At 58.3% G+C, this 23,280-nt stretch carries 24 protein-coding genes; 16 read left to right on the forward strand and 8 right to left on the reverse strand.

The features are described 5' to 3' along the window. Window positions 1-111: 111 nt before the first annotated feature. On the reverse strand, window positions 112-504 hold the full coding sequence (locus tag K7H94_RS19070) for a RidA family protein (RefSeq protein WP_021508748.1): 393 nt from the start codon (window positions 502-504) through the stop codon (window positions 112-114). Window positions 505-885: 381 nt separating this feature from the next. Between K7H94_RS19070 and K7H94_RS19075 the strand changes: the two genes are divergently transcribed. The 3 genes from K7H94_RS19075 (at window position 886) to zigA (ending at window position 4,272) form a co-directional block, all read left to right on the forward strand. Next, entirely contained in the window at window positions 886-1,638 is a 753-nt protein-coding gene (locus K7H94_RS19075) for an IclR family transcriptional regulator (RefSeq protein ID WP_222952266.1), read from the forward strand. A gap of 150 nt (window positions 1,639-1,788) precedes the next feature. After that, window positions 1,789-2,895, forward strand: coding sequence for an ABC transporter substrate-binding protein (locus K7H94_RS19080; protein ID WP_222952267.1), 1,107 nt, complete (start codon window positions 1,789-1,791; stop codon window positions 2,893-2,895). 159 nt (window positions 2,896-3,054) lie between these two features. Then, on the forward strand, window positions 3,055-4,272 hold the full coding sequence (gene zigA / locus K7H94_RS19085; RefSeq protein ID WP_222952268.1) for a zinc metallochaperone GTPase ZigA: 1,218 nt from the start codon (window positions 3,055-3,057) through the stop codon (window positions 4,270-4,272). A gap of 41 nt (window positions 4,273-4,313) precedes the next feature. Here the strand turns inward: zigA and K7H94_RS19090 are convergent, their stop codons facing one another. After that, window positions 4,314-4,547: a hypothetical protein gene (locus K7H94_RS19090; RefSeq protein WP_058781352.1), complete on the reverse strand. Its 234-nt coding sequence runs from the start codon at window positions 4,545-4,547 to the stop codon at window positions 4,314-4,316. Between the two features lie 57 nt (window positions 4,548-4,604). Next, window positions 4,605-5,285 carry an O-methyltransferase gene (locus K7H94_RS19095; RefSeq protein ID WP_222952378.1) on the reverse strand — a complete coding sequence of 227 codons (681 nt, stop codon included), beginning with the start codon at window positions 5,283-5,285 and terminating at the stop codon, window positions 4,605-4,607. A gap of 93 nt (window positions 5,286-5,378) precedes the next feature. Between K7H94_RS19095 and K7H94_RS19100 the strand changes: the two genes are divergently transcribed. Together K7H94_RS19100 and K7H94_RS19105 are read left to right on the forward strand one after the other, a co-directional pair. Next, window positions 5,379-6,017 carry a TetR/AcrR family transcriptional regulator gene (locus K7H94_RS19100; protein ID WP_058770564.1) on the forward strand — a complete coding sequence of 213 codons (639 nt, stop codon included), beginning with the start codon at window positions 5,379-5,381 and terminating at the stop codon, window positions 6,015-6,017. 135 nt (window positions 6,018-6,152) lie between these two features. Beyond that, on the forward strand, window positions 6,153-6,974 hold the full coding sequence (locus K7H94_RS19105; protein WP_021508741.1) for a Cof-type HAD-IIB family hydrolase: 822 nt from the start codon (window positions 6,153-6,155) through the stop codon (window positions 6,972-6,974). An 86-nt stretch (window positions 6,975-7,060) separates the two neighbouring features. On the opposite strand, the gene K7H94_RS19110 is transcribed toward K7H94_RS19105, so the two are convergent. After that, a complete protein-coding gene (locus tag K7H94_RS19110) occupies window positions 7,061-7,489 on the reverse strand; it encodes a winged helix-turn-helix transcriptional regulator (RefSeq protein WP_222952269.1) in 429 nt (142 codons plus the stop codon). Between the two features lie 108 nt (window positions 7,490-7,597). On the opposite strand from K7H94_RS19110, the gene K7H94_RS19115 reads away from it, so the two are divergent. Then, window positions 7,598-8,647, forward strand: a complete 1,050-nt coding sequence (locus K7H94_RS19115; protein ID WP_222952270.1) for an NAD(P)-dependent alcohol dehydrogenase — start codon at window positions 7,598-7,600, stop codon at window positions 8,645-8,647. A 57-nt stretch (window positions 8,648-8,704) separates the two neighbouring features. On the opposite strand, the gene K7H94_RS19120 is transcribed toward K7H94_RS19115, so the two are convergent. After that, the gene (locus K7H94_RS19120) at window positions 8,705-8,995 is read right to left on the reverse strand and encodes a type II toxin-antitoxin system RelE family toxin (protein ID WP_058758676.1); all 291 of its coding nucleotides are present in this window, start codon (window positions 8,993-8,995) and stop codon (window positions 8,705-8,707) included. After that, the gene (locus K7H94_RS19125) at window positions 8,985-9,239 is read right to left on the reverse strand and encodes a type II toxin-antitoxin system Phd/YefM family antitoxin (RefSeq protein WP_058758675.1); all 255 of its coding nucleotides are present in this window, start codon (window positions 9,237-9,239) and stop codon (window positions 8,985-8,987) included. The genes K7H94_RS19120 and K7H94_RS19125 overlap by 11 nt, the downstream gene beginning before the upstream one ends. A gap of 224 nt (window positions 9,240-9,463) precedes the next feature. Here K7H94_RS19125 and K7H94_RS19130 point away from each other — a divergent pair, with 224 nt between their 5' ends. Further along, window positions 9,464-11,299, forward strand: a complete 1,836-nt coding sequence (locus K7H94_RS19130; protein ID WP_222952271.1) for a methyl-accepting chemotaxis protein — start codon at window positions 9,464-9,466, stop codon at window positions 11,297-11,299. Window positions 11,300-11,473: 174 nt separating this feature from the next. After that, a complete protein-coding gene (locus tag K7H94_RS19135; RefSeq protein ID WP_021508737.1) occupies window positions 11,474-12,550 on the forward strand; it encodes a diguanylate cyclase in 1,077 nt (358 codons plus the stop codon). Here K7H94_RS19135 and K7H94_RS19140 read toward each other — a convergent pair whose 3' ends face one another. Together K7H94_RS19140 and K7H94_RS19145 are read right to left on the reverse strand one after the other, a co-directional pair. After that, window positions 12,551-13,012: an OsmC family protein gene (locus tag K7H94_RS19140; RefSeq protein WP_222952272.1), complete on the reverse strand. Its 462-nt coding sequence runs from the start codon at window positions 13,010-13,012 to the stop codon at window positions 12,551-12,553. It abuts the gene before it with no gap. A gap of 129 nt (window positions 13,013-13,141) precedes the next feature. Next, window positions 13,142-13,912, reverse strand: coding sequence for a GntR family transcriptional regulator (locus tag K7H94_RS19145; protein ID WP_222952273.1), 771 nt, complete (start codon window positions 13,910-13,912; stop codon window positions 13,142-13,144). A gap of 79 nt (window positions 13,913-13,991) precedes the next feature. On the opposite strand from K7H94_RS19145, the gene K7H94_RS19150 reads away from it, so the two are divergent. The 8 genes from K7H94_RS19150 to ddpX are packed head-to-tail and all read left to right on the forward strand — an operon-like array spanning window position 13,992 to window position 23,263. Next, window positions 13,992-15,272 (forward strand): M20 family metallopeptidase, encoded by a 1,281-nt coding sequence (locus K7H94_RS19150; protein WP_222952274.1) that lies wholly within the window; start codon window positions 13,992-13,994, stop codon window positions 15,270-15,272. Window positions 15,273-15,293: 21 nt separating this feature from the next. After that, on the forward strand, window positions 15,294-16,892 hold the full coding sequence (locus tag K7H94_RS19155; protein WP_222952275.1) for an ABC transporter substrate-binding protein: 1,599 nt from the start codon (window positions 15,294-15,296) through the stop codon (window positions 16,890-16,892). 9 nt (window positions 16,893-16,901) lie between these two features. After that, a complete protein-coding gene (locus K7H94_RS19160) occupies window positions 16,902-17,849 on the forward strand; it encodes an ABC transporter permease (protein ID WP_021508731.1) in 948 nt (315 codons plus the stop codon). Beyond that, a complete protein-coding gene (locus tag K7H94_RS19165; protein WP_021508730.1) occupies window positions 17,842-18,672 on the forward strand; it encodes an ABC transporter permease in 831 nt (276 codons plus the stop codon). Before K7H94_RS19160 ends, K7H94_RS19165 begins: the two co-directional genes overlap by 8 nt. Then, window positions 18,669-20,306, forward strand: a complete 1,638-nt coding sequence (locus K7H94_RS19170) for a dipeptide ABC transporter ATP-binding protein (protein ID WP_222952276.1) — start codon at window positions 18,669-18,671, stop codon at window positions 20,304-20,306. Before K7H94_RS19165 ends, K7H94_RS19170 begins: the two co-directional genes overlap by 4 nt. 10 nt (window positions 20,307-20,316) lie before the next feature. Beyond that, complete coding sequence (locus K7H94_RS19175; RefSeq protein ID WP_222952277.1) at window positions 20,317-21,546, forward strand: M20 family metallopeptidase; 1,230 nt, start codon at window positions 20,317-20,319, stop codon at window positions 21,544-21,546. Further along, window positions 21,543-22,658 (forward strand): M24 family metallopeptidase, encoded by a 1,116-nt coding sequence (locus tag K7H94_RS19180; RefSeq protein ID WP_222952278.1) that lies wholly within the window; start codon window positions 21,543-21,545, stop codon window positions 22,656-22,658. Before K7H94_RS19175 ends, K7H94_RS19180 begins: the two co-directional genes overlap by 4 nt. Window positions 22,659-22,672: 14 nt before the next feature. Next, a complete protein-coding gene (gene ddpX, locus K7H94_RS19185) occupies window positions 22,673-23,263 on the forward strand; it encodes a D-alanyl-D-alanine dipeptidase (RefSeq protein WP_104187734.1) in 591 nt (196 codons plus the stop codon). The last annotated feature ends 17 nt before the right edge of the window (window positions 23,264-23,280 follow it).

Here is a 23,280-nt window from a genome sequence, read left to right on the forward strand (position 1 = left end):
AACCGCGTATTTCGGGTTATTTTTTTGAAAAAGCAAATGCACTAATTAATATCAGGCTGGCCTGGTGTTGGCGAAGAAAATGAACATCGCAGCCTGGTTGAACGGTATTACTTATTTACGATCGGCGCGGAAACATTTCATGTCCACTTCGACTTTGCAGTCGACCACTAAATCCTGCACGCTACAAATACGCGCCGGTGGATGACCACTGAATATCTCACTGAATACTTTGTTGAAAGAACTGAAATAACGCGCGTCGGTCAACACCGCTGTCACATGGACCACATCCTCCACGCGATAACCCGCTTCGCGCATGATGGTGAGGCAGTTGTCGAACGCTAACTGTGTCTGTTCGATGATGCCGCCCTCTACTACTTCGCCGTCGCGCATCGGCGTCTGGCCTGAGATATACAGCCAGCCATCGGCCTCAACGGCGCGGGCGAACGGCAATTTTTGCCCGCCGGTACCGGTACCGCCCTCAATGCCATAACGTTTGATCGTCATGTCTTTCTGCTCCTTTGCACACTTCTGTTTCTGTCTGATATACCAGACTGCTATCTGCAATACCGGATAGGACGAGATTTGCACAGCTGTTGCTTTTTTGCAATATGCCAATCGGCAATTAATTTTTTGCCGTGCTGGTGCGATCGCAAAATAAAATCCAGTGCCTGATTTTTTTGAATGGAAATGTGACCGCTATCGAAATTAACAGTGAGGCTCATCCTTTTTATGCGCCACAATGGGGCCCGAAAATAGCGCATGATAAATAAATTCGCCGGAAAGATTTTTATTATTGTGGGGATGGGTAATTCCGTTTGCCGGGTGTATCATGCAGCTCTTTTTAAACGCAGATGAGTAGCACCGTAACGACAGGGGAGTGAGCGTATGCCGGATGAAAAAACGTCCCGGGCACGCGGTGTTGACCGGGTTATTGATATTTTTCGCCAGCTGCATATCGCGCGTCAGCCTATGGCGATGCGGGATTTAATCGAAGCGACCGGTGCACCGCGCTCCAGTGTTTATGAACTGGTCAGTTTGCTGAGTGAAGCGGGTCTGGTTGAGCTTGATGCGGAAGGTGCCGTATTTTTCGGTCGTGAAATGCACTATTACGGTGCGGACTACATGGCCCACAACGATCTAATCCGTCGTGCACATCAGCTTATGGTTGAGATCGTGGCGCGTCATGGCGAAACCGTCCAGCTGTGTATGCTGGAAGGTAACAAATACACCGTGGTGCTGTCGGAGAGCAACGCCCATCCGTTCAAGATCACCTCTGATATCGGTGTGCGCGTGCCGATCACCTGGACGGCGACCGGTCGTTTGCTGCTGAGTAACTGGTCGGACAGCGCCATCCTCGACCTGATTCCGGAGGAGGATTACCGGCTGGCCAGCGGTCAGATTCTCGATAAGCAGACCTTCCTTGAAGAGATTCACCGAGCCGGCCAGCTGGGCTACTGCATGACCGAAGGTCTGTCCGAAAGCTTTACCTGCTGTATGGCTGCACCGATTCGCTCGCGCAGCGGCCAGGCGGTCGCGGCGATCTGCTTTATGGTCAGTCGTGATACCCCGGCGGAACGCCGACAGATGCTGTTGCAGGAGCTGATCGCGTCCGGGCAAAAATTGTCTGATTTCACCTGAGCCGTTGCTTCGCTACAGCTTAATGCGGCGGGCTCCCGGCGCCGTATTATTCGCTTACAACCGCGTGCCGTCGGGTTTATTTTGCCGTGATTAAGGTTGTGTTAAGGTAATTGATAATAATAACTATTTCTTTTACCACGGAGTTTTGGCATGAAAACGCGCCTGTTACTGGCAATGGGGATTCTGGTCTCAACCGCAGCCTGCGCGACTGACTATCCGCTCACCGTCACCGACATGGATGGTCACACGCAAACAATCAGCAAAGAACCGCAGCACATCATTCTGCAGGATGGGCGCGATGTGTTGACGCTGGCGCTGCTCGATCGCGACAATCCGTTTAAACGTGTCGTGGCCTGGAACAATCTGCCGAAAAAGCAGGATACGCAAACCTGGGATATGCTAAAGCGCCGCTGGCCTGAAGCGACAAAAATTGTCGATATGGGCTTCAGCGATCAGGGCCAGGTTAATCTGGAAAGCGTGCTGGCGCAGAAACCGGATCTGATGATTGCGCAGCTGCGCGCTAAGCCGGCGCTGGAACAATCCGGCGTGCTGAGCACGCTGAACAACCTGCACATCCCGGTGCTGTTCGTCGATTATGAACTGCATCCGGCACAAAACACCGCCCCGAGCGTCACGCTACTGGGCAAAGTGCTGAACCGCGAAAGCGAAGCCAAAGCCTACACCGATTTTTACCAGCAGCGCTTCGACCGCATCACCCAAGCCGTTGCGAAGGTCAAAAACAAACCCACGGTATTTATCGAACCCATTGCCGGTAACAGCGATAACTGCTGCTTTACCCACAGCCATAATGGCTGGGGTGGCCTGGTAGAAGCGGTCGGCGGCAAAAATATTGGTTCGGCACTGCTGCCAGGCAATGCCGGCTTTGTCGCGCTGGAAAAAATCATCGCCATGAAACCGGACGTTTACATCATGACCGGTTCGAAGCGGCCAAACAGCAATGTGCTGCCGTTTGGTTACGGCGTGCAACCGCAGGAAGTGCGTGCCACGTTCCAGACGTTATTGCAGCGTACCGGTCTGGCGCAAATCGCGCCGGTGAAGCAGGGGCGCGTGTATGGGGTGTATCATCACTTCTACAATCACCCGTACAATATTATCGGCATGGAAATCCTCGCGAAGGATCTCTATCCGCAGCAGTTTGACGATCTCAAGCCGGTGGCGGATTTCCATACCCTCGTGAAAACCTTCACTCAACTGCCGGACGATGCCATCGAACTGAGCTATCCGGACAACCAGTAATTGCCCGCAGCGGGCGCCCGGCCCGCTGTTCGCTTTCCCTGAAAGGCAAAATCCCCACAAAAAGTGCACGACGATCATGACACTGCATATTGTTATGTTATAACATATCAATATCAGCACCCCTTCAGGTGCGCGTGATGTCATTATTCAGGAGTGATTATGTCAGCTTTATCCACAAACGGCGGCTTCAGGCGGCTGCCGGTCACCGTACTCTCTGGCTTTCTCGGCGCCGGAAAAACCACTTTGCTTAACCATATTCTCAACAACCGCGAAGGCCGCCGCGTGGCGGTGATCGTCAACGATATGTCGGAAGTGAATATTGATGCCGCGCTGGTGCGCGAGGGCGGGGCGGCGTTGTCACGTACCGACGAGAAGCTGGTGGAAATGAGCAACGGCTGCATCTGCTGCACGCTGCGCGAAGATTTACTGCTGGAGGTCAACCGGCTGGCGAAAGAGGGGCGTTTTGATCATCTGGTGATTGAATCGACCGGCATCTCTGAGCCGCTGCCGGTGGCGGAAACCTTTACGTTTGCCGATGAAGAGGGGCAAAGCCTGTCCGCCGTAGCGGCGCTGGATACTATGGTGACCGTGGTGGATGGCTACAATTTCCTGCGTGACTATGATTCCAGCGAAAGCGTCCGCTCGCGCGGCGAATCGCTCGGCGAGGAAGATGAGCGCACGGTAGTCGATTTGCTGATCGATCAGATTGAATTCTGCGATGTGCTGATTCTCAACAAAACCGACCTGATTGATGCGGCGGAGCAGGCACGGTTGACCGCGATTCTGCACTCGCTCAATCCCCGTGCGCGGATTATTCGCGCGCAGTTTGGTCAGGTGGCGCTTGATCAGGTACTGAATACCGGCCTGTTTGACTTCGATGCTGCGGCACAGGCCCCCGGCTGGCTGAAAGAGTTGCGCGGCGAGCACACGCCTGAAACTGAAGAGTACGGCATCCGCAGCTTTGTTTTCCGCGCGCGTCGTCCCTTCCATCCGCAGCGTTTTTATCAGGTGATTACGCAGCACATGCAGGGCGTGGTGCGGTCGAAAGGATATTTCTGGCTGGCAACCCGCCCGCGTCACGCCGGATCCTGGTCGCAGGCCGGCGGCGTCACGCGGCAGGGGCTGGCCGGGATGTGGTGGGCCTGCGTGCCTGAAGATCGCTGGCCGCAGGATGCAGACACGCTGCATTACATCCGCGAAAACTGGCATGAAGGCACGGGGGATGCGCGGCAGGAGATGGTGATCATCGGGATCGATATGGATGAAACTGCGCTGCGTCAGCAGCTGCACCATGCGTTACTGACCGATGAGGAGATGGCGCTGGGGCCAGACGGCTGGGCACAGTTGCCGGATCCGTTCCAGCCATGGTTTGACTGATGCGTCGCCGCGCAGCGGGCTGTGCGGCGACGAACCTATCATCATAACCCGGTATTCATCAGCCGCATCTGGGTGCAGAACGGACATTGACAGCCGCTCACCGCCGCCGCCAGGCGCGCATGCGCTTCGGCAATCGCCAGCGGCTGCGCCTGATCGGTGCTGGCAAGTGCGTTAGCCGGTTTCAGCGCCAGCTTCAATGGATCGATTTTCGCCTGAAATGCTCCCGCTTTCGCCGAAGCAAAAGCAATCACTAACAGTGGAACGGTAACCTTCATCGCAGCAACCTCAATCAGAGCACGGGATTGTAACGATATAACATAAACGTGGCGCTGTTAAGCGCCTTGATGCGGCGATCCCAGCCACATTGAAACTTCGACGCCATCAGCAAACGGCAGCGAGGTATAGAGGCGGCTGCCGTGCACCATTTCCAGATACTCCGGGCTGAAATCGGCATCATCGGCCACAATCAGGGCACCCGGACGCAACCAGGGCTGCACCAGCTGCAGAATCTCCGGATAGATCGCCTTCGCGCCATCCAGCACCAGCATATCAACGCTGGCTGGCAGGTCCTGACTCAGCGTGTCCAGCGCATCGCCCACGCGAATTTCAATCAGGTCATTGACGCCAGCATCGGCAAAATGATTGCGCGCCAGCGCCACTTTGCCCGGTTCAAACTCGCTGGTGATGATGCGGCCGCCGCCGTTATCGCGCACCGCCGCTGCCAGGTGCAGGGTGGAGAGACCAAACGAAGTGCCAAACTCAACGATATGCTGCGCCCGGCTGCTGCGCGCCAGCATATACAGCAGTTTGCCGGTTTCCCGCGAGACCGCCAGCGGCACATCTTTTAAATGACCGTAAAGTTCGCGGTAATCGGTTTTGCTCTGTAGCAGACGCGTTTGCTCCTCATCGGACATCACGCGAAACGCTTCATTGGTGGGATGCGCCATGTTATCCGCCAGCTCAAACAGATAGTTAAGCAGCGGCGCCAGCGGCGCGGAAGTCAGGGTGTTCATCATCGGGGTTCCTGCATCGGAAGATGGATTTTGCGTCAGGAACAGAATACGATGAATTACTCGCATTTCACTATTCGCGTTCAGGAGCAGACGATGGCCGCACAACGTAACGCTAAGATTTCTGAAAGAAAAAAGCCGCAGCAGGCGCGATCCAGTGAACTGGTGGCAGCCATTTTGCAGGCGGCGACTCAGGTTCTGGAGCAGGAGGGCGCCACGCGCTTTACCACTGCCCGCGTGGCCGAACGGGCGGGCGTCAGTATTGGATCGCTGTACCAGTATTTTCCCAACAAGGCCGCTATCCTTTTCCGTCTGCAGAGCGAAGAGTGGCAGCGAACCGGCGATCTGCTGGGTTCGATTCTGCGCGACAGCGAATCTACGCCGCGTCAGCGCTTGCATCAGCTGACCTGGGCGTTCCTGCACTCGGAGTGTGAAGAGGCGGCGATGCGCACCGCACTGAATGATGCCGCGCCGCTTTACCGGGATGCGCCGGAAGTGCAGGCCGCGCGCGCTAATGGCGAGAATGTGATGTGCGAATTTCTGCAACAGCTGCTGCCGCAGCGGGATGCGGCTGAGGTGGCGCGGGCGGCGGATTTAATCAACAGCACGCTGGGGGACGTCGGCAAGCATTTTTCCGAATCGCCGCGCAGCGCAGCAGAAATTCAGGCTTATGCGCGCGATATGGCAGACATGTTCTGTGCCTGGATCAGAGAAAAAGGGGCCGAATTGCAGTAAAAAATGGGCTGGAAATCTCTGAAAGCGGTTAACAAACTCATTATTCACATTCTCATTAATCCACACCGCGAGTAAGCTTGATAAAACCTTGGTAAAGCCGGATGGATTGACGGCACACAGAGACGGGAGAGCATGATGGCAGTAAAAATGATTGCGGTGGATATGGATGGGACATTTCTCGATGACAATAAGCAGTACAACGCGCAGCGTTTTGCGCGCCAGTACGCGCTGCTGAAGGAGAAAGGCATCCGTTTCGTGGTCGCCAGCGGCAATCAGTATTATCAGTTGCAGCACTATTTTCCCGCTATCAAAGATGAGATCGCCTTCGTGGCTGAAAACGGTGCCTGGGTGTCCGACAGCAATGAAGAAATTTTCTGCGGCGAACTGGCGCCGGAACGTGTTCATCAGGTGCTGGATATTCTCGCCAAAGAGCCGGAGATCAGCACCGTGGTGTGCGGTCGCAACGGCGCCTATGTGCACAAGTCAATGCCGGATGAGGTGGTCGCCATGCTGGCCAATCACTATCGTCGGCTGGAGAAGCGCGACAGCCTGTACGATATCGACGATACCATTTTCAAGTTTTCGCTGAATCTGGCACACGAAGGTGTCGAGGCGCTGCTGGCGCGTCTGCACAGCGAACTGAACGCGATTGAAAACATCATGCATCCGGTCTCCAGCGGATTTGGATTTGTCGATTTAATCATTCCCGGCTGCCATAAGGCGCACGGCATCGCGCTGCTGCAGGAGAAGTGGGGCATTGATGATTGTGAAGTGCTGGCGATTGGCGACAGCGCCAACGACATCGAAATGCTGCGTCAGGCCTGTTACAGCTTTGCCATGGCCAACGCCGCTGCACCGGTGGCAGCCGTGGCGCGTTATCGGACGGAAAGTAATAACGACGAAGGCGCTCTCAACGTCATCGCCCGCCTGCTGGCACGCGAAACGCCGTTTGGTTAACGGGCACCGGATCGATCCACGAACCGCGGCGCTATTTTGTGTGTGATAAATCGCGCCGCGACGGACAGTATGCGACCCGCGCGTGGTTATTCACGGGCGGATGACGCTGCAGGGCGGGCGTTTTCCGCCGGCGTGCCGCCTGCCGCGCGAAGGTTAGCTTCCATTTCATCCAGTGCCGCCTGGTTTTCTAATCCCCACTGATACATCTGCTCAATCGGCCGGGCGAAGGTCATGCCTAGCGCGGTCAGCCGGTAATCCACTTTCGGTGGGATCACTTCGTAAACCTGACGCGCAATTAAGCCGCGCTGCTCCAGCTCTTTCAGTGTCTGAAACAGCATTTTTTTCGAAATCCCCTGCAGGCTACGCTGCAGTTCACCGGTACGGGCGCGCTGTCCCGGCCAGTGATACAACGCGTGCAGCACCATTGTGCTCCATTTCACCGAAAACAGATCCATCAGACGGCGCGGTGGCGAATCCGCATAGAAAAACAGTTTGCCATCAACCCAGGCTGGCATCGCACTCTCCTTTATGGTCACCAAATAGTGACTACTATCAATTCTGCACCGCGTTGATTATAGTCTGCCGCCTTCATTCAGCCCACATCAGAATTTGAGGAAGGCATCATGAAAATTAACGCACTGGTGGCACAGGATGCAGCGCAACCGCTGGCTGCCGGCCAGATTACCTTGCGTCCGCTGCAGCAGCAGGACGTAAAGATTGAAATTCTTTACTGCGGCGTATGCCATTCTGATTTGCACATGGCGCGCAATGAGTGGGCGGTTAGTCGTTATCCGCTGGTGCCGGGCCACGAGATCGTTGGACGCGTGCTGGAGACCGGAACTCAGGTTACGCGTTTCAAAGCCGGTGATGTGGTTGGCGTGGGAGTAATGGTGGATTCCTGCCGTGCCTGCCACTTCTGCCAGCAGCAGGAAGAGCAGTACTGCGAAGCGGGCTTCACCGCCACTTACAACGGCATCGATAAATACACCGGCGACAGCACCTGGGGCGGCTATGCGCAAAATGTGGTGGTCGATCAGCATTTTGTCGTGTCGATCCCGCAAAATCTGGCGCTGGCGGGCGTGGCACCGCTGCTGTGTGCGGGCGTGACGGTGTGGTCACCGCTGCGCCATTTTGGCGTCAAAGCCGGCGATAACGTCGGGGTAGTGGGGCTGGGTGGTTTGGGCCACATGGCGGTAAAACTGGCCAGCGCGCTGGGCGCTGAGGTTACTCTGTTTACTACCTCGCCGGAAAAAGGCGCTGACGCACGTCGTCTTGGTGCGACGCGCGTGGTGGTATCGCGTGATGCCGCGCAGATGGCGGCATGCCAGACCTCGCTTGATTTCATCATTGACTGCGTGGCGGCACCGCACGATCTCGATCCTTACCTCGCGACGCTGAAGACCAATGGCCGTCTGGTGCTGGTCGGCATTCCTGACCAACCGCATCAGTCGCCGAACGTCACGCCGCTGGTGTTTCGCCGTCTGAGCATCAGCGGTTCATCGATCGGTAGCATCAAAGAGACTCAGGAGATGCTGGATTTCTGCGGCGAGCATAACATCACGGCAGATATTGAGCTGATCGCCGGTGAAGAGATCGAAACGGCCTTCCCGCGTATGCTGAAGGGCGAGGTGAAGTACCGTTTCGTCATTGATATGCTGGCAACTCGCTGGTAATTGCCCGGCCATGGCTGGCGATTTCAGGCTGAAATCGCCGGCTTTTCTATCAACAGATTACTCAGGCAATCTGTATTCCGTATCCGCATAGACCTGACTGCCTTCGCGTTTACCCACACCTAATACCATGACAGTGATGGTTTCATCCTGCACCAGGTACACCAGGCGATAGCCTGAAGCACGTAGTTTTATTTTGTACTGATCTTTTCGTCCGTGAAGTTGTGCTGAGGGGACACGGGGATTTTCCAGCCGTTGTACCAGCTTTTTCTTAAACTGCTCACGCACCGGATGACCCAGTTTCTTCCACTCCTTTTCAGCGGAAGGAACGAACTTTAATTTATAAGTCATCCAGCGAAATCTCTTTCGCATCCGCTAATTCAGAAATGCGTTCATCAGCGATACGACCCAGTTCTGCATCTTCTGCTAATTCCATCAGATATTGGTAAACAGCCGGTGGAACGCAGTAAAAAGCGGGCTCGTTGCGGTTTAAGATAGCAATGGTTTCCCCTTCCGCTGAACGCACTGTTCCCATGGGATCACGCTTTAAATCGGTGATGCTGGCAGCGGTGTTTGACAGGATCTGAAATGGCATGGTGAGGTATCCGGACTTAGATAATGAAAACAGGTGAAGTATATTAACACTTTATGGTGCTGATATTAGCGCTTTAAGAAGTGCTTTAAAAGAGTATTTTGGCTAAATACTATACCGCTTTTATGACACAGCACATTTTCGCCCCGCAACAGTAAATAATTCCCGTTACGGTCCGATAACCCCTTCTGCAGACTCAACAAAAACAACAATGACAGGAGCGAGACATGGGACTGGTCTCCCGATTACGGAATGTGCGCATCACGCGCAAACTGGCGGCGGGCTTCGGCATCGTCCTGCTGCTGGTGGCGCTGGCCACAGCGCTCAGCGTGCAACGATTCAACCAGATTCACGACATCTATCAGAAAACCAATCTGATTTATGACATCAACATTGAAGTCTTTCAGGCCAAAATCAATCGTCTTAAATATCTATACGGCGAGGACAAAGCGGGCGACACCATGACGGATTACGTCACGCACGCTCAGCAACTGACGCAGCAGGCCCAGCAGTTGCCGTGGACGGCGGACGCCAGAGGGTTGCTCAACGATGTCGCCAGCCATCTTGCCCGTTTCCAGCACAGCATCACCGCCATGACCCAGGCAACCCAACAGCTCAACGATCTGCGCAGCCAGCTGGACGCGCTGAGCCAGCAGGACATGACGTCGCGCTATACCGGGCTAATCCGGACCCCCGTCAGCACACCCGAACTCACCAACCAGATTTATCAGCTGCTGTTTGCTATCAGTAATGTGCGCGAAGAGGCCTGGGCGCTGCGCTTCAACGTCAGCGAGGCACTGCGCAATAAACTGGAACATGATTTTCAGCGCGCCGGACAGGACATGAACACGCTATTGACTCAGCTGCCAGCGGAGCAGCAGGGCGGATTTAACGCGCTATGGCAGGATACCGAACGTTTTAAAGATTTGAGCCTGCAGGCGGCAGCGATTTACGGCCAGCTGCGTGTCGCGGAAAACACCGTCAAAGTAGCAGGCGATAACAGCAGCGCGGCGATCAAACAGATCATCGCCCTGGTTAAGGCACGTAACGATGAACTGGCTAACGGGTCAGCGGCGCTCTCGCTGCTGATTGGCAGCCTGGCGATAGTGCTTGGCGTGCTGGTGGCCTGGACCATCATCCGGCAGATTACGCGCCCGGTGTTTCATAACCTCGCGCTGGCGGAACGCATTGCCAGCGGCGACCTCAGCTCGCAGTTTGTCACTAATCGCCAGGACGAGCTCGGCCAGCTCACCTCTGCCATGGGACGCATGAATGCGCGGCTGCGCGGCATGATTGGCGAGGTGCTGCACAGCGTCAGCAATGTGTCGCAGGCTGCCAGCACCATACATCAGGGCAACCAGGAGTTGTCGTCGCGCACCGCCCAGCAATCGGCTGCGGTGGTGGAAACCGCCGCCAGCATGGAGCAGCTCACCGCCACGGTGAAAAATAATGCCAGCAATGCGCGTCTCGCCAGCCAGATCGCGGCGGAAGCGACGCATAACGCCAGTCAGGGCGGTATCGCGGTGCACAACGTCGTCAGCACCATGGGCGAGATTTCTGATAGTTCTAAGAAAATTGCCGAGATTACTGCGGTGATCAACAGCATCGCCTTCCAGACCAATATCCTGGCGCTCAACGCGGCGGTTGAAGCCGCCCGCGCCGGCGAGCAGGGGCGAGGCTTTGCCGTGGTCGCCAGCGAAGTGCGTAATCTGGCACAGCGCAGTGCCGGAGCGGCGGAAGATATTGAACGACTGATTGGCGAATCGGTCGGGCGTATCAGCAACGGCCATCAGCAGGTAGCGCGCGCGGGTGAAACGATGGAGCAGATTGTCAGTAGCATCGCACGCGTGAATGAAATCATGGCGGAGATCGCGGCTGCTTCTGATGAGCAGAGCCGCGGCATTGAGCAAATCGCGCGCGCGGTAGGTGAGCTGGACGGTACCACCCAGCAAAATGCGTCGCTGGTCAGCGCGTCATCCCATTCCGCACAGGCGCTGGAAGAGCAGGCATTCATGCTGCAGCGGCTGGTCAGCCAGTTTCGTTTGCAGGGAGCTGCAAGCTAACAACACGCGCAGCGGCAGCGAACTTTACCCGCTGGCCGCTGTTACTATCTGGCGGCAAAGCACGTGTATTTACGTGCCCGCCAATGTGCAAGGCGAAAATTCTTAAAAAAAGTCGCCGCAGAGCGGCTTTTTCCCGATACACTGCCATTTTTGTCGACCTGAATTTTCCCGTGAATGAATTACTACTCGCCTGATGAAAACCATTTGAAGCGCCGGTCAAAACGCTTCGTCCGTCGTATGTTCATCATGCGTCAGCTCGGCACGATCCTCTGTTTCTTTCCGATTCTCTCAGTGTTACTGGAAATGCAGCGCGGACTGGCATTCAGCGCGCTGCTGTTTGTGAACGCCTTTTTCTGGCCCTGGCTGGCGTATCAGCGTGCGCTTCGTGCCGAAGACTCAACCGGTACCGAACGCCAGAATCTGACGCTGGATGCCGCCTTTGGCGGGATCTGGGTGGCGCTGATGGCGCTAAGCCCCATGCCCTCTTTTGTTATCATGGCGGTGCTGGCATCGGATCGCTATGCCGCTGGCGGCGGCGCGCAGCTGATTGCCGCCATACAGGCATTTTTGTGCGGGTTTATTATGGTGTGGCTGCTGGATGGCACCAGCGTACATCTGGCGTTCAGCACGCAAACCGTCTGGCTGACGTTGCCGCTGGCCACCTGTTATATGCTGGTACTCAGCGTGGCTTCCTACAATCTCACCTGGCATTTACGCACCCGCAACCGTGAACTGGAGCGCATCGCGCTGATGGATCCCGGCCTGAAAATCCCTAACCGGCGCCTGTTTGAGCGGCGGCTGGAGAGTGAGTTTCTCAGCACGCGGCGCGGCGATAGCAGCGGCTATCTGCTGTTGCTGGATGTCGATCACTTCAAAGTGGTCAATGATAGCTGGGGCCATGAGGCGGGCGATTTTCTGCTGGCCGAGATCTCGGCGCTGCTGCGCAACTATGTCGGGCTGCAGGACATTCCGGCGCGCTTTGGCGGCGATGAGCTGGGCGTCATCGTGCATCAGGCCAGTGATGAATCGGTGGTTGAACTGGCCGAAAGGCTAAAAGAGAAGATTGCCCAGCTGCGCTTACCGGCCTCGGCAGAGTTTCGCTGCTCGGTCAGTATCGGTATTGCGCCTGCGGTCAGCGCCGAATCGTTAAGCGACTGGCTGCGCCATGCGGATGAAGCGCTGTATGAAGTGAAGCGCGCCGGGCGCAACGGCGTGCGGCTGTGGCAAACGCCGCTGGCCCGCGCATCATAATCAGAAAAATTCAGGATCGCAGTTTACCGGAAAATTCAGCGAGTTGGCGATGAAGCAGGCTTCGTGTGCCTGATGATGCAATGCCCGCGCGCGATCGGCATCCGCTGGGTCGCGCAGTTTGATGCGCGGCTTCAGCGTGATATCGGTAAAGCGGCCACGCGCCCCCTCGACCATGTTCCCTTCGGCAGCATCTTCATACTCCTCCACCACAATGCCGGCATCGGCGCACAGGTGTAAATACCACAGCTTATGGCAGGCCGCCGCAGACGCCAGCAGCAATTCCTCAGGATTCCAGCGCGTTTTATCCCCACGAAATGCCGGATCGGCACTCAGCAAAATGGGCGGTTTACCGGGTGCCTGTAATTCGCTGTCACGATCGTAAGCGGTATAAGAAGCTGTGCCATCGCCGCGATTGCCGCTCCAGCGAAGGTAAATCTGGTAATGGTGCTGCCGTGCTGCCATGGGAAATGTCCTGTTCAGTGAGGTCATCTCAGCGGTTGTTATTCACAACGCTCGCTGCGTTTTGGTGCAAATTAATCAGGTGCGCGTCGATGCGCATCTGAAACAACTTACAGTAAAACATCTACGTAATCAGCGTATCTCATTGACATACATAAAGTGTTCAGTGCTGAAACGGTGATGCGCAAGAATCACCGGCGTGGCGCTTTGATCAAAAGAGACCTCATCGATCACCATCACAGCGTGTGGCAGAGCAAGTTCCAGCAGGCTGGCATCTTCTTCTGTAGCGAGCGTGGCGCTGATCTGCTCGCGCACTGCCGCAACACGCACATCGTACTGCTCAAACAGGTAACGATACAGCAACTGTGGTAGCTGTTCCGCCGGCGGAAAGTCGGGCAGACGCGCGGCGGGCAGCACCAGCGTTTCATGCATGGCCGCAATGCCCTTCACCCGGCGCAGGCGTTTCAGGCGAATCACTGCGTCACCCGCTGCGATCTGCAGCTTATCGGCTTCGTCGGTGCTGGCGCGGCTGTGCTGATACTCCAGCAGTCGCGTTTCCGACTGCAGCAAACCGCCCGATTTGTCATGCAGACGAAAATAGTGAAAGAAATGGCTGAGGTTATGCAGCGGCGCCCAGCCGGTCACCACCGTGCCGGTTTTGCGCCGGCGCATCAGCATCCCTTCCGTCGTGAGCGCCGCCAGCGCTTTGCGCACCGTACCGACCGAGACACCGAACTTCGCCGCCAGACTGTTTTCACTGGGCAAAATGGTGCCCGCCGGCAGTTCGCCCTGCAGGATGGATTCACTGATATGGCGCTTCACTACTTCGTACAGCGGAGCGCCTTCGCCTTCGTTCAGGCGACTGAATTGAGGAACGTCGTGCGCGTCATAGTTTTTTTGCATGTTTCCGATTACCGATTGACCCCAGCTGTTCATTTGCATTATCTATAAACTATATAGAAATACAATAAGTGAACAGTTTATGCGGGAAAATTCATCACTACAGCGCGCTCTGACCTATATCGCCGACGATCAGGCGCAGATTCTTGACGATCTGCAACGCATGCTGGCGGTGGATACCTGCTTCCCGCCCGGACTGGGTTACGCAGCATTCGCCGACCTGCTGAGCACGATGCTGCAGCCGCTGCATTTTGTTCTGCAGCGCGTTTCGGTGCCCGACGCGCTGTGGCAGGCGCCGGACGGCAGTGCCCAGGGCGAGCGGGTGAATCTGCTGGCCGCGCTGGATGCCGGCGCGGCTGAAAACTGCAATCTCTACTTTCACACCGATACGGTTCCGGCCGGCGATGGCTGGCGCTTTCCGCCGCTGGCGCTCAGCGTGGCGGAAAACAAGCTGTTTGGACGCGGCGCCGCGGATATGAAAGGCACCATCGTGGCCGCGCTGGCTGCGGTGCGGGCCGCGCAGCGCTATCAGCTCCACCTGCGCTATAACCCGGTGTTTTTACTCTGTACCGATGAAGAAGGTGGCCTTTATCCCGGTATTCGTTATCTGGCGGAGCACCAGTTATTCCATGGTCACCTGCTCAGCTTCAACGGTGGCGCGGTGCCGCGCATCTGGGCCGGCTGTTTTGGCAGTATCGATATCAAAATTATCGTCAGCGGCCGCTCGGCGCACTCCGGCGATCCGCTGCAGGGTATCAATGCTATTGAGGCTGCGCTTCCGCTGATGAATGCGCTGTATCAGCTGAAAGACGAGGTGGAACAGCGGGTTTCGGCAATGCCCGCACCGCCGCATTATCAGGGCCGGCCGCTCACCGCCTTACTGACGCTGGCCGCCGCGCACGGCGGCAGTAAAGGCTCCACCATTCCGGAACGCTTTGAGCTGCTGGTTAATCGCCGTTATGCGCCGGAAGAGCCGTTTGCCGACGTGTGGCAGGAGCTGACGCAGTGCGTGGATAAGGCGATGCAGGGCAGCGCCGCCAGCGACGTCACGCTGCAGCTCATTGGCCATCTGGCACCAGTCGCCGATCCCACCGGTCCGCACTGGCCGCGCTGGCAGGCGGCGCTCAGCCAGGGCTTCGGCTTCCCGCCAGCAGAATTCAAAGCCTGGGGATCCGCCACCAGCTCGGATATGGGCTGGGTACAGCAGGCCGGCATTCAGGAAATTCTGCTGGGCGGACTTGCCCGTCCCGATAACCGCATTCATGCCGCCGATGAATACACCACGATGGCAGATGTTATTGCACTTTCGCAGTCGATTCTGGCGTATCTCGCCAATGATTTTCAGCCAACCCAGGGTAATTAATAAACCAACGAGGAACAGAAGATGTGCGCCATGAAAGGGTTAAACCGCAGACAGTTTATCGCCAGTGCAACCGCCCTGACCGGAGCGGCGCTGCTGCCCTGGTCATTCAGTGCCTCGGCTGCCGCCGTTGCCAGCGCGACCCCGGGCGGCACGCCGCGTAAAGGTGGCGTATTGCGCATCAGCGTTGACCAGGCGGTCAGCGTGCTCAATCCCCATCAGGTGCGGGTTAATCCGGAATATCTGGTGGCAGAGCTGTTGTATAGCGGCTTAACCCGCCTGACGCAGGCGATGAAAGCGGAAGGCGATCTGGCGCAGTCCTGGCAGCCGAACGACGACTTAACCCAGTGGACCTTCACGCTGCGGCCCGATCTGCGCTTCAGCGACGGTTCGCCGCTCACCGCAGCGGACGTGGTCGCCAGCCTGCAGGCACTGCTGGACCCGAAAAACGCCTCACCGGCGCTGCACAACATCGGCCCGATTAAAACGGTAAGCGCCAAAGACAACAACACCATCCTGATTGAGACCGAGGCGCCTTATGCCGATCTGCCGGTGATGCTGGCCTATCCGGATGCCAAAATTATCCCGGCGCATATCGCGCAGGGGCAGTACGACAAGCTGAGTAGCGCCTCGCTCGGGGCCGGGCCGTTCCAGCTGGTGTCTTACGATCCGGAACGCAAAATTGTGGTGAAACGCAACCCGCACTATTACGACGCCACGCGGCCGTATCTGGATGGCGTGGAAGTGGTGGTGTATCCCGACGCTATCGCTGAAAGCTCCGCGCTGGTTGCCGGCGATACCGATCTGATGCTGAGTGCGCAGTCGAGCGAGTTCGCCCGCTTAGCCAAATCGGCGGGCGTGCTGCCGCTGCGCGTGGCATCCGGTCAGTTTCTTAACGTCAACATGGGCTGCGATCAAAAGCCCTTTAATGATGTGCGCGTCCGCCAGGCGCTGGCGCTGTGCGTGGATCGTCAGGCATCGGTAGATTTTGTCGCAGACGGTATGGGATCGCCGGGTAACGACACGCCAATCAACGCCGCTTATCCGTATTACGCGCAGCTGACGCAAAAAGCGCTGGACTACAGCAAAGCCAAAGCGCTGCTGGCGGAGGCCGGTTATCCGAATGGGCTGGATTTAACACTTATCGCCTCAGACAAGCCGTCAACCCGCACCCAGCTAGGGATTGCCCTGCGGGAGATGGCGAAACCGGGCGGTTTCCGTATCAATGTGCAGACCATGGCGCACAGCACCTATCTCGATCAGGTGTGGAAGAAGGGCAATTTCTACGTCGGCTTTTACAACATGCAGCCGACGCCGGATGCGGTGTTTTCTCTGCTCTATACCTCAACAGCGGCGTGGAACGAAACGCGCTGGAACAATGCGGCTTTCGACGGTGCGGTGATGGCGGCGCGCGAAACCAATGACGAAACGCTGCGCACCCAGCTGTACGGCAAAGCCCAGCAGCTGATGCACGACGAGGTGCCCTCGTTAATCCCGACCTTCTTTGATTTGCTGGCTGCCAGTCGTGAGCACGTGGCGGGCTATCATCTGCATCCGCGCGGTGCGGTATTCCGCCTCGATCATGTCTGGCTGACCGCTAACGCGCCAAAGCGCAGCCTGTAAGGAGCGACCGTGACAGCAAGTTACCTGCTTAAACGCCTGCTGCTGATGATTTACACGCTGCTGGTGGTGTCGCTGCTGGTGTTTGGCATCACTCAACTGCTGCCCGCTGATGCCGCGGTCACGCTGCTGGGACAAAACGCCACGCCGGAAGCGCTGGCGGCGGTGCGGGCGCGGCTTGGGCTGGATGCGCCCGCCTGGCTGCAATACTGGCACTGGCTGACACAGGCGCTGCAGGGCAACTTTGGCGTGTCGATGCGCAATGGCCTGGCGGTCGGGCCAACGCTGCTGACGGCGCTGTCGCGCTCGCTGCTGCTGGCGCTGTGCGCCCTGTTACTGATGCTGGTGATCGCCATTCCGCTCGGCATCTGGGCGGCCGTGCGGCGCGGTAAGACCGCCGATGTGCTGGTCAGCGTGATCTCGTATATGGGCATCTCGTTTCCGGAATTCGTCACCGCCACGCTGGTGCTGCTGCTGTTTGCCGATGTCTGGCAGATTCTGCCCGCCACCGGCTACGTGCCGCTCAGCGAAAATTTTATCAGCGGTATTCAGCACCTGATTCTGCCGTCGATCACCGTTGCGCTGATTCTGGTGGCACACGTTTCGCGCATGGTGCGCTCGGAAATGGTTGACGTGCTGCACACCGACTACGTTCGCGCCGCGTGGCTGAAAGGCCTGTCGCGCCGGCGCATCCTGTGGCGCCATGCGCTGCGCAATGGCCTGTTGCCCACCATCACCATTGTGGCGCTCGACGTCGGCTATCTGCTGGGCGGGATTGTGGTGGTGGAGGAGATTTTTGCCATTCCCGGTATTGGCCGGGAGCTGATTGTCGCGGTACAGGCGCGCGATCTGCCCACTATTCAGGCCGGCGTGATGATCCTCGCGGCAACCTATGCCGTGGTGAATTTCCTCGCGGATTTGGCCTACGTCATGCTCGATAAGCGGATTTCCTATGCCTGAAATACTGAAACGATTACTGCGCTCGCCGCAGGGTGCGGCGGGTGTGCTGATTCTGCTGCTGGCGCTGCTGATGGTAGCGGGCGGCGCGCACGTGGCACCGTTTGATCCGGAGTCGATTTCGATTCTGACGCGTTATCGCCCGCCCAGCGCGGAACACTGGTTCGGCACCGATCAGCTGGGGCGCGACATTTTCAGCCGGGTGCTGGTCGGCGCGCGGTCCACCATTTTGCTGTCGCTGCTGGCGACCGCGCTCGCGATGGTTATTGGCTCAGTACTGGGCACCGCCAGCGCCTACCTTGGCGGCAAAGTGGATGAATTCCTGATGCGCACCATGGATGCGGTGATGGCGATTCCCAGCCTGCTGTTTGCGCTGCTGATTGTCAGCACCCTGGGGCAGAGCAGCATGAACGCCGTGCTGGCTATCACTATCGCCTTCGTGCCGGGTATGGTGCGCATTGCGCGCAGCGTGGCGCTGGCGGCGCGTCAGCAGGACTACATCAGCGCCGCCATCGCGCGCGGCGAAGCGGGTTACTACATCATTCTGCGCGAAATGCTGCCGAACATTCTCGCGCCGATCATCGTGGAAGCCACCATTCGCGTGGCATTCGCCATCATGCTGTTTGCCACGCTGAGCTTTCTCGGCCTCGGCGCGCAGCCGCCCGAGCCGGAGTGGGGGCTGATGGTGTCCGAAGCGCGCAGTTATTTCTTTAAAGCACCGTGGATGATGATGATCCCCGGTCTGGCTATCGCGCTGGTGGCGATTGGCTTCAACCTGCTGGGCGATGGCCTGCGTGATGTGCTAAATCCAGGGAGCCACAAATGAAGAGTCCGCACAACCCGGTGCTGTCGGTGGACAATTACAGCCTCGATTATGCGTTAGCGCGCGGCCATTCGCTGCCGGTACTGCGCGATATCACCCTGCAGGTGATGCCGGGCGAAGTGCTGGGGCTGGTGGGGGAATCCGGCTCCGGCAAGACCACCCTTGGCTGGGCGATCATGCGCTGGCTGGCCAGTAACGCACGCGAGCAGGCGGGTGATATCCGGCTGAACGGCGAAAGCCTGCTGCAGCTGCCAGCGCACCAACTGATGGCGCTGCGCGGTAAAAAGCTTGGCATGATTTTTCAGGATCCCAGCGCGTCGCTAAACCCGACACTGACGCTGGGTGAACAGGTCACCGAAGTGCTGCGCCGTCATCGTGGGCTGTCAGCGCGCGAAGCGCAGCAACTGGGGGAATCGCTGCTGCGCGATGTCGAGCTGAAGCACCCGGCACGCATGATGCAGCGCTATCCGCATCAGGTTTCCGGCGGTGAGAAGCAGCGCATCCTGATCGCCACCGCCTTTGCCTGCCAGCCGGACTGCCTGATTTTTGATGAGCCGACCACGGCGCTGGACGTCATCAGCTCGGCGCAAATCCTCGATCTTTACGAGCGACTGCGCGCCGAGACCGGTGTCGCATCGCTGTATATCTCACACGATCTGGCGCTGGTGGCGAAAGTGGCCGACCGCGTATGCGTGCTGGAGCAGGGCCGCATCGTGGAGCTGGCCGCGACGCGCACGCTGTTCAGCGCGCCCGCGCATCCGTATACGCGCAAACTGATTGCCGCGGTGCCGGATCCGCAGCATCGGCTGGTCGCGGATGCGGCCGGCAGTCAGCCGCTGCTCAGCCTGCAGGCGATGACGATTGATTATGGCCAGCACGGCGTGCTCGATCGGCTGTTGAAACGGGAGGCGAACACGACGCGGGCCGTCAATGCGGTTTCGCTGACGGTGCATCAGGGTGAAATTCTCGGCGTGGTCGGCGAGTCCGGTTCGGGTAAATCTTCACTCGGTAAGGCGATAACCGGCCTGGTGCCGTTCACTGGCAGCATCGACTTCTGCGGCGCGACGTTATATGGCCGCGCGCAAATGGACCCGGCGTATCGCCGCCGCGTGCAGATGATTTTTCAGCATCCGGATGCGTCACTCAATCCGCGCATGACCGTCGGCGAAATTATCGCCCGTCCGCTGCGGCTGTATGGACTGCCACCGGGAGAAAGCGAGGCGCAGGCGGTGGCGCGTCTGCTGCAGGAAGTGCGGCTGCCCGCGGAATTTGCCAGCCGCTATCCGCACGCGCTCTCGGGTGGGCAAAAACAGCGCGTGGTGATTGCGCGCGCCTTCGCTAACCCGCCGGACCTGGTGATTTGCGATGAAATCACGGCGGCGCTGGATGTGTCGGTGCAGGCCACCATCATCGAGCTGCTGCTGGAGCTGCGCCGTCGCTACGGCACGGCGTATCTGTTCATCACCCACGATCTCAATCTCATCCGCCAGATCGCTCATCGCGTGGCGGTGATGTATCGCGGCGATGTGGTGGAAGTGCTGCCCGGCGAGAATATGCGGGCGCAGGCACAGCATCCTTACACCCGTGCACTGCTTGATGCCGTGCACATCCCTGATCTAACCCAATCCGTGGCATAACGAGAAGCGCATGAACCCTGAAGAGTTAATTCATCACATCGATCGTGAATACTGCCTCGCTTTCCTGGCAAAAATGGTGCAGCACAAAAGTTACAGTGCCACCGAGGGCGAGCGCGAATTAGCCCGCTATATGGCACAACAGATGGCGCAGCTGGGGCTGGAGACTGAACTGCAGCCGGTGGCCGGCGATCGGCTGAACGCGATTGGGCGGCTGGCCGGCAGCGGAGGCGGCCACAGCCTGCTGTTCAACGGTCATCTTGATACTAACCCGGTCACCGAAGGCTGGACCGTCGATCCCTGGGCGGGAAAAATTGACGATCAGTTTATTTACGGTATCGGCGTTTCTAACATGAAAGCGGGCGATGCCGCCTATTTCTGCGCGCTGAAGACGTTGATTGATGCCGGCGTGAAGCTCAGGGGCGACGTGATCCTCACTTACGTGGTCGGCGAGTTACAGGGCGGCATCGGTACGCTGGCGGCGATTGAGCAGGGCGTACGCGCCGACTATTTCATCAATGCCGAACCCACGGATTTACAGGCGCTGACCATGCATGCCGGCTCGCTGATGTTCACCATTGAACTGACCGGCGATACGCGCCATCTGTCAAAGCGTGAGGAGGCGGTCGACGCGATTGCGGCGGCGGTCGAACTGATTCCGCAGATCAATAACATCACCTTCAGCGGAGCGAAAAGCGCAGAACACCGCAAAATTAACCGTGGTCATATTGGCACCGTACACGGTGCGCTGGGGCGTGATTTGCAGGAGTGGCGGCCGCCGCAGGTCGCGGATTTTGTCCGCCTGAAAGGCTCCGCCCGCTTTGCGCCGGGGCAAACGGTGGACGGCGTGCTGGCCGACCTGCAGGCCCTGCTGGATGCACTGTGCCAGCGCTATCCGGGCCTGCAGGCGCAGCTGTTCGATGACGGCCTGCGCGATAAACCCACCATGCTGCCGTTTGAGGTGTCGCCGGAATCGCCAATCGTTAAAGCGGTTAATCGCGGCTGGCAGACTGTGCGCGGCACGCCGCAGCCTACTGGGGTGATTACGCCGCCCGCCTTCTACGGTACCGATGCGGCGCACCTGTATCAGCATGCAGGCATGGAGGGCATCGTGTGCGGACCCGGCGGCAAGTACAACACCATGCCGGACGAGCGCGTTGAGATCAGTGAATTTCTCGATATGGTGCGCATCTATTTGCTGGCAATCCTCGACATCTGCCAGCCGGTTGAACCTGCGTCATGATCGCCGACGCGCTGTCACGGCTGCGCAGCGCCATGCGCGCCGCCGACATTGAGGTGATGCTGATCGATCATGGCGAACTGCTGGCATGGTTAACCGGTTATACCGTGTCGGAAACGCGTTATCGTGCCTGTCTGGTGCCGTTGCAGGACGAACCGTGGATGGTGTTGCGCCAGCTGGATGCCGCGCCGTGCCGCGCGCAGTCACCGCAGCTGGCGATTGACGCGTACCGCGATGAAGACGATCCGTGGCTGGCGGTGGCGCAAAGCCTGACGCGGCGCGGCTATCAGCGGGCGCGGCTGGGCGCGGATTATGCATCCTACGGCATGACGGTGCATAGCTGGCAGCAGCTGGCGCGCCATCTGCCCGGGGTGCGCTGGTGTGATGTCAGCGGCATCAGCGACCGGTTGCGCAGCGTTAAATTTCAGGCTGAAATCGCCAGCTTACGCCAGGCCGCCAGCATTGCCGATGCCACGCTGGCCCAGCTGAGTGCGCAGGTGCAGGGCGGCTGGCGCGTGCGTGATGTCGCCGCGCTGGCGGCGGCACAATTTCTGCGACTCGGTGCTGACAGCGGTGAAACCGGACCGATTGTTATCGCCAGCGGCGACAGCGGATTTTTGCATGCCAGCGGCCATGAGCAGCGTCTGCAAGCGGGCGATGTGCTGCACGTTGAGCTGATCCCAAAAGTGCGGCACTACAGCGCGCGCCTGATGCGTCCGCTGATTGTCGGTGAAATCTCTGCGGCGCGCGCGGCGCTGGCACAACAGCTGATCGCCATTCAGGATCGCCAGCTGCAGGCGATGAAGCCGGGCGTTGCGGCCTGCACGGTGGATGCCGTCGCGCGTGAGGCGGTGCTCAGCGCCGGGCTGCGTGAGGATTACAGCAACATCACCGGTTATGCGCTGGGTCTGTATACGCGCACCCCGCGTCCGAGCGATTTCAGCTGCTGTTTTCATCCTCAGGCGCCGTGGTTACTGGAGGAAAACATGGTGTTTCACATGTATATTTCAGCGCAGGGCCTCGCCTTCAGTGAAACCGTGCGCGTCACGGCACAGGGCGCAGAGCGACTCACCACGCTGCCGCGCCAGCCGTTTACGCTGCCGGCTAACAATTAACAGGATGATGTACAGTGCAGGACGTTGAATTAATCGATTTGGCTGCCACCTTGCCGGGCCTGATGTTTGATCTGAAATACGCCACCGCCGATAACATCGCCGGGTATGCCATTTATCGCGACGCGCAGGCGTTGCTGCATCCGGATGCCGCCGCCGCGCTGCGCCGCAGCAGTGACATCGCCCGGCTGGCGGGGTTCCGCCTGCTGGTGCTGGACGCGTATCGTCCGCAGCAGGCGCAGTGGCACTTGTGGGATGCCTGTCCCGACGCGGATTATGTGGTGCCACCGGCGCGGGGCTCGAATCACAGCCGTGGCGTGGCGATCGATGTGACGCTGGTGGATGAGGCGGGCAACATTCTGGAGATGGGGACCGGGTTTGACGACATGTCTGCTGAGTCGCACCCGTTCCATCCCAACGTGCCGCAGCAGGCGCAGCGCCATCGCCTGTTGCTGAACGCCATCATGCTCGGCGGCGGTTTTGTCGGCATGCCCACCGAATGGTGGCACTTTGAACTGCCGGATGCGCAAAACTATCCGCTGCTCAGCGATCGCTTTGCCTGCGTCAGCCGGGCTGATCGCGCTCCTGTGAGTGATATTGCGCGTTAATAATCGCGTTGCTGAAG

It is taken from the genome of Pantoea dispersa (assembly GCF_019890955.1).
GTDB lineage: Bacteria > Pseudomonadota > Gammaproteobacteria > Enterobacterales > Enterobacteriaceae > Pantoea > Pantoea dispersa.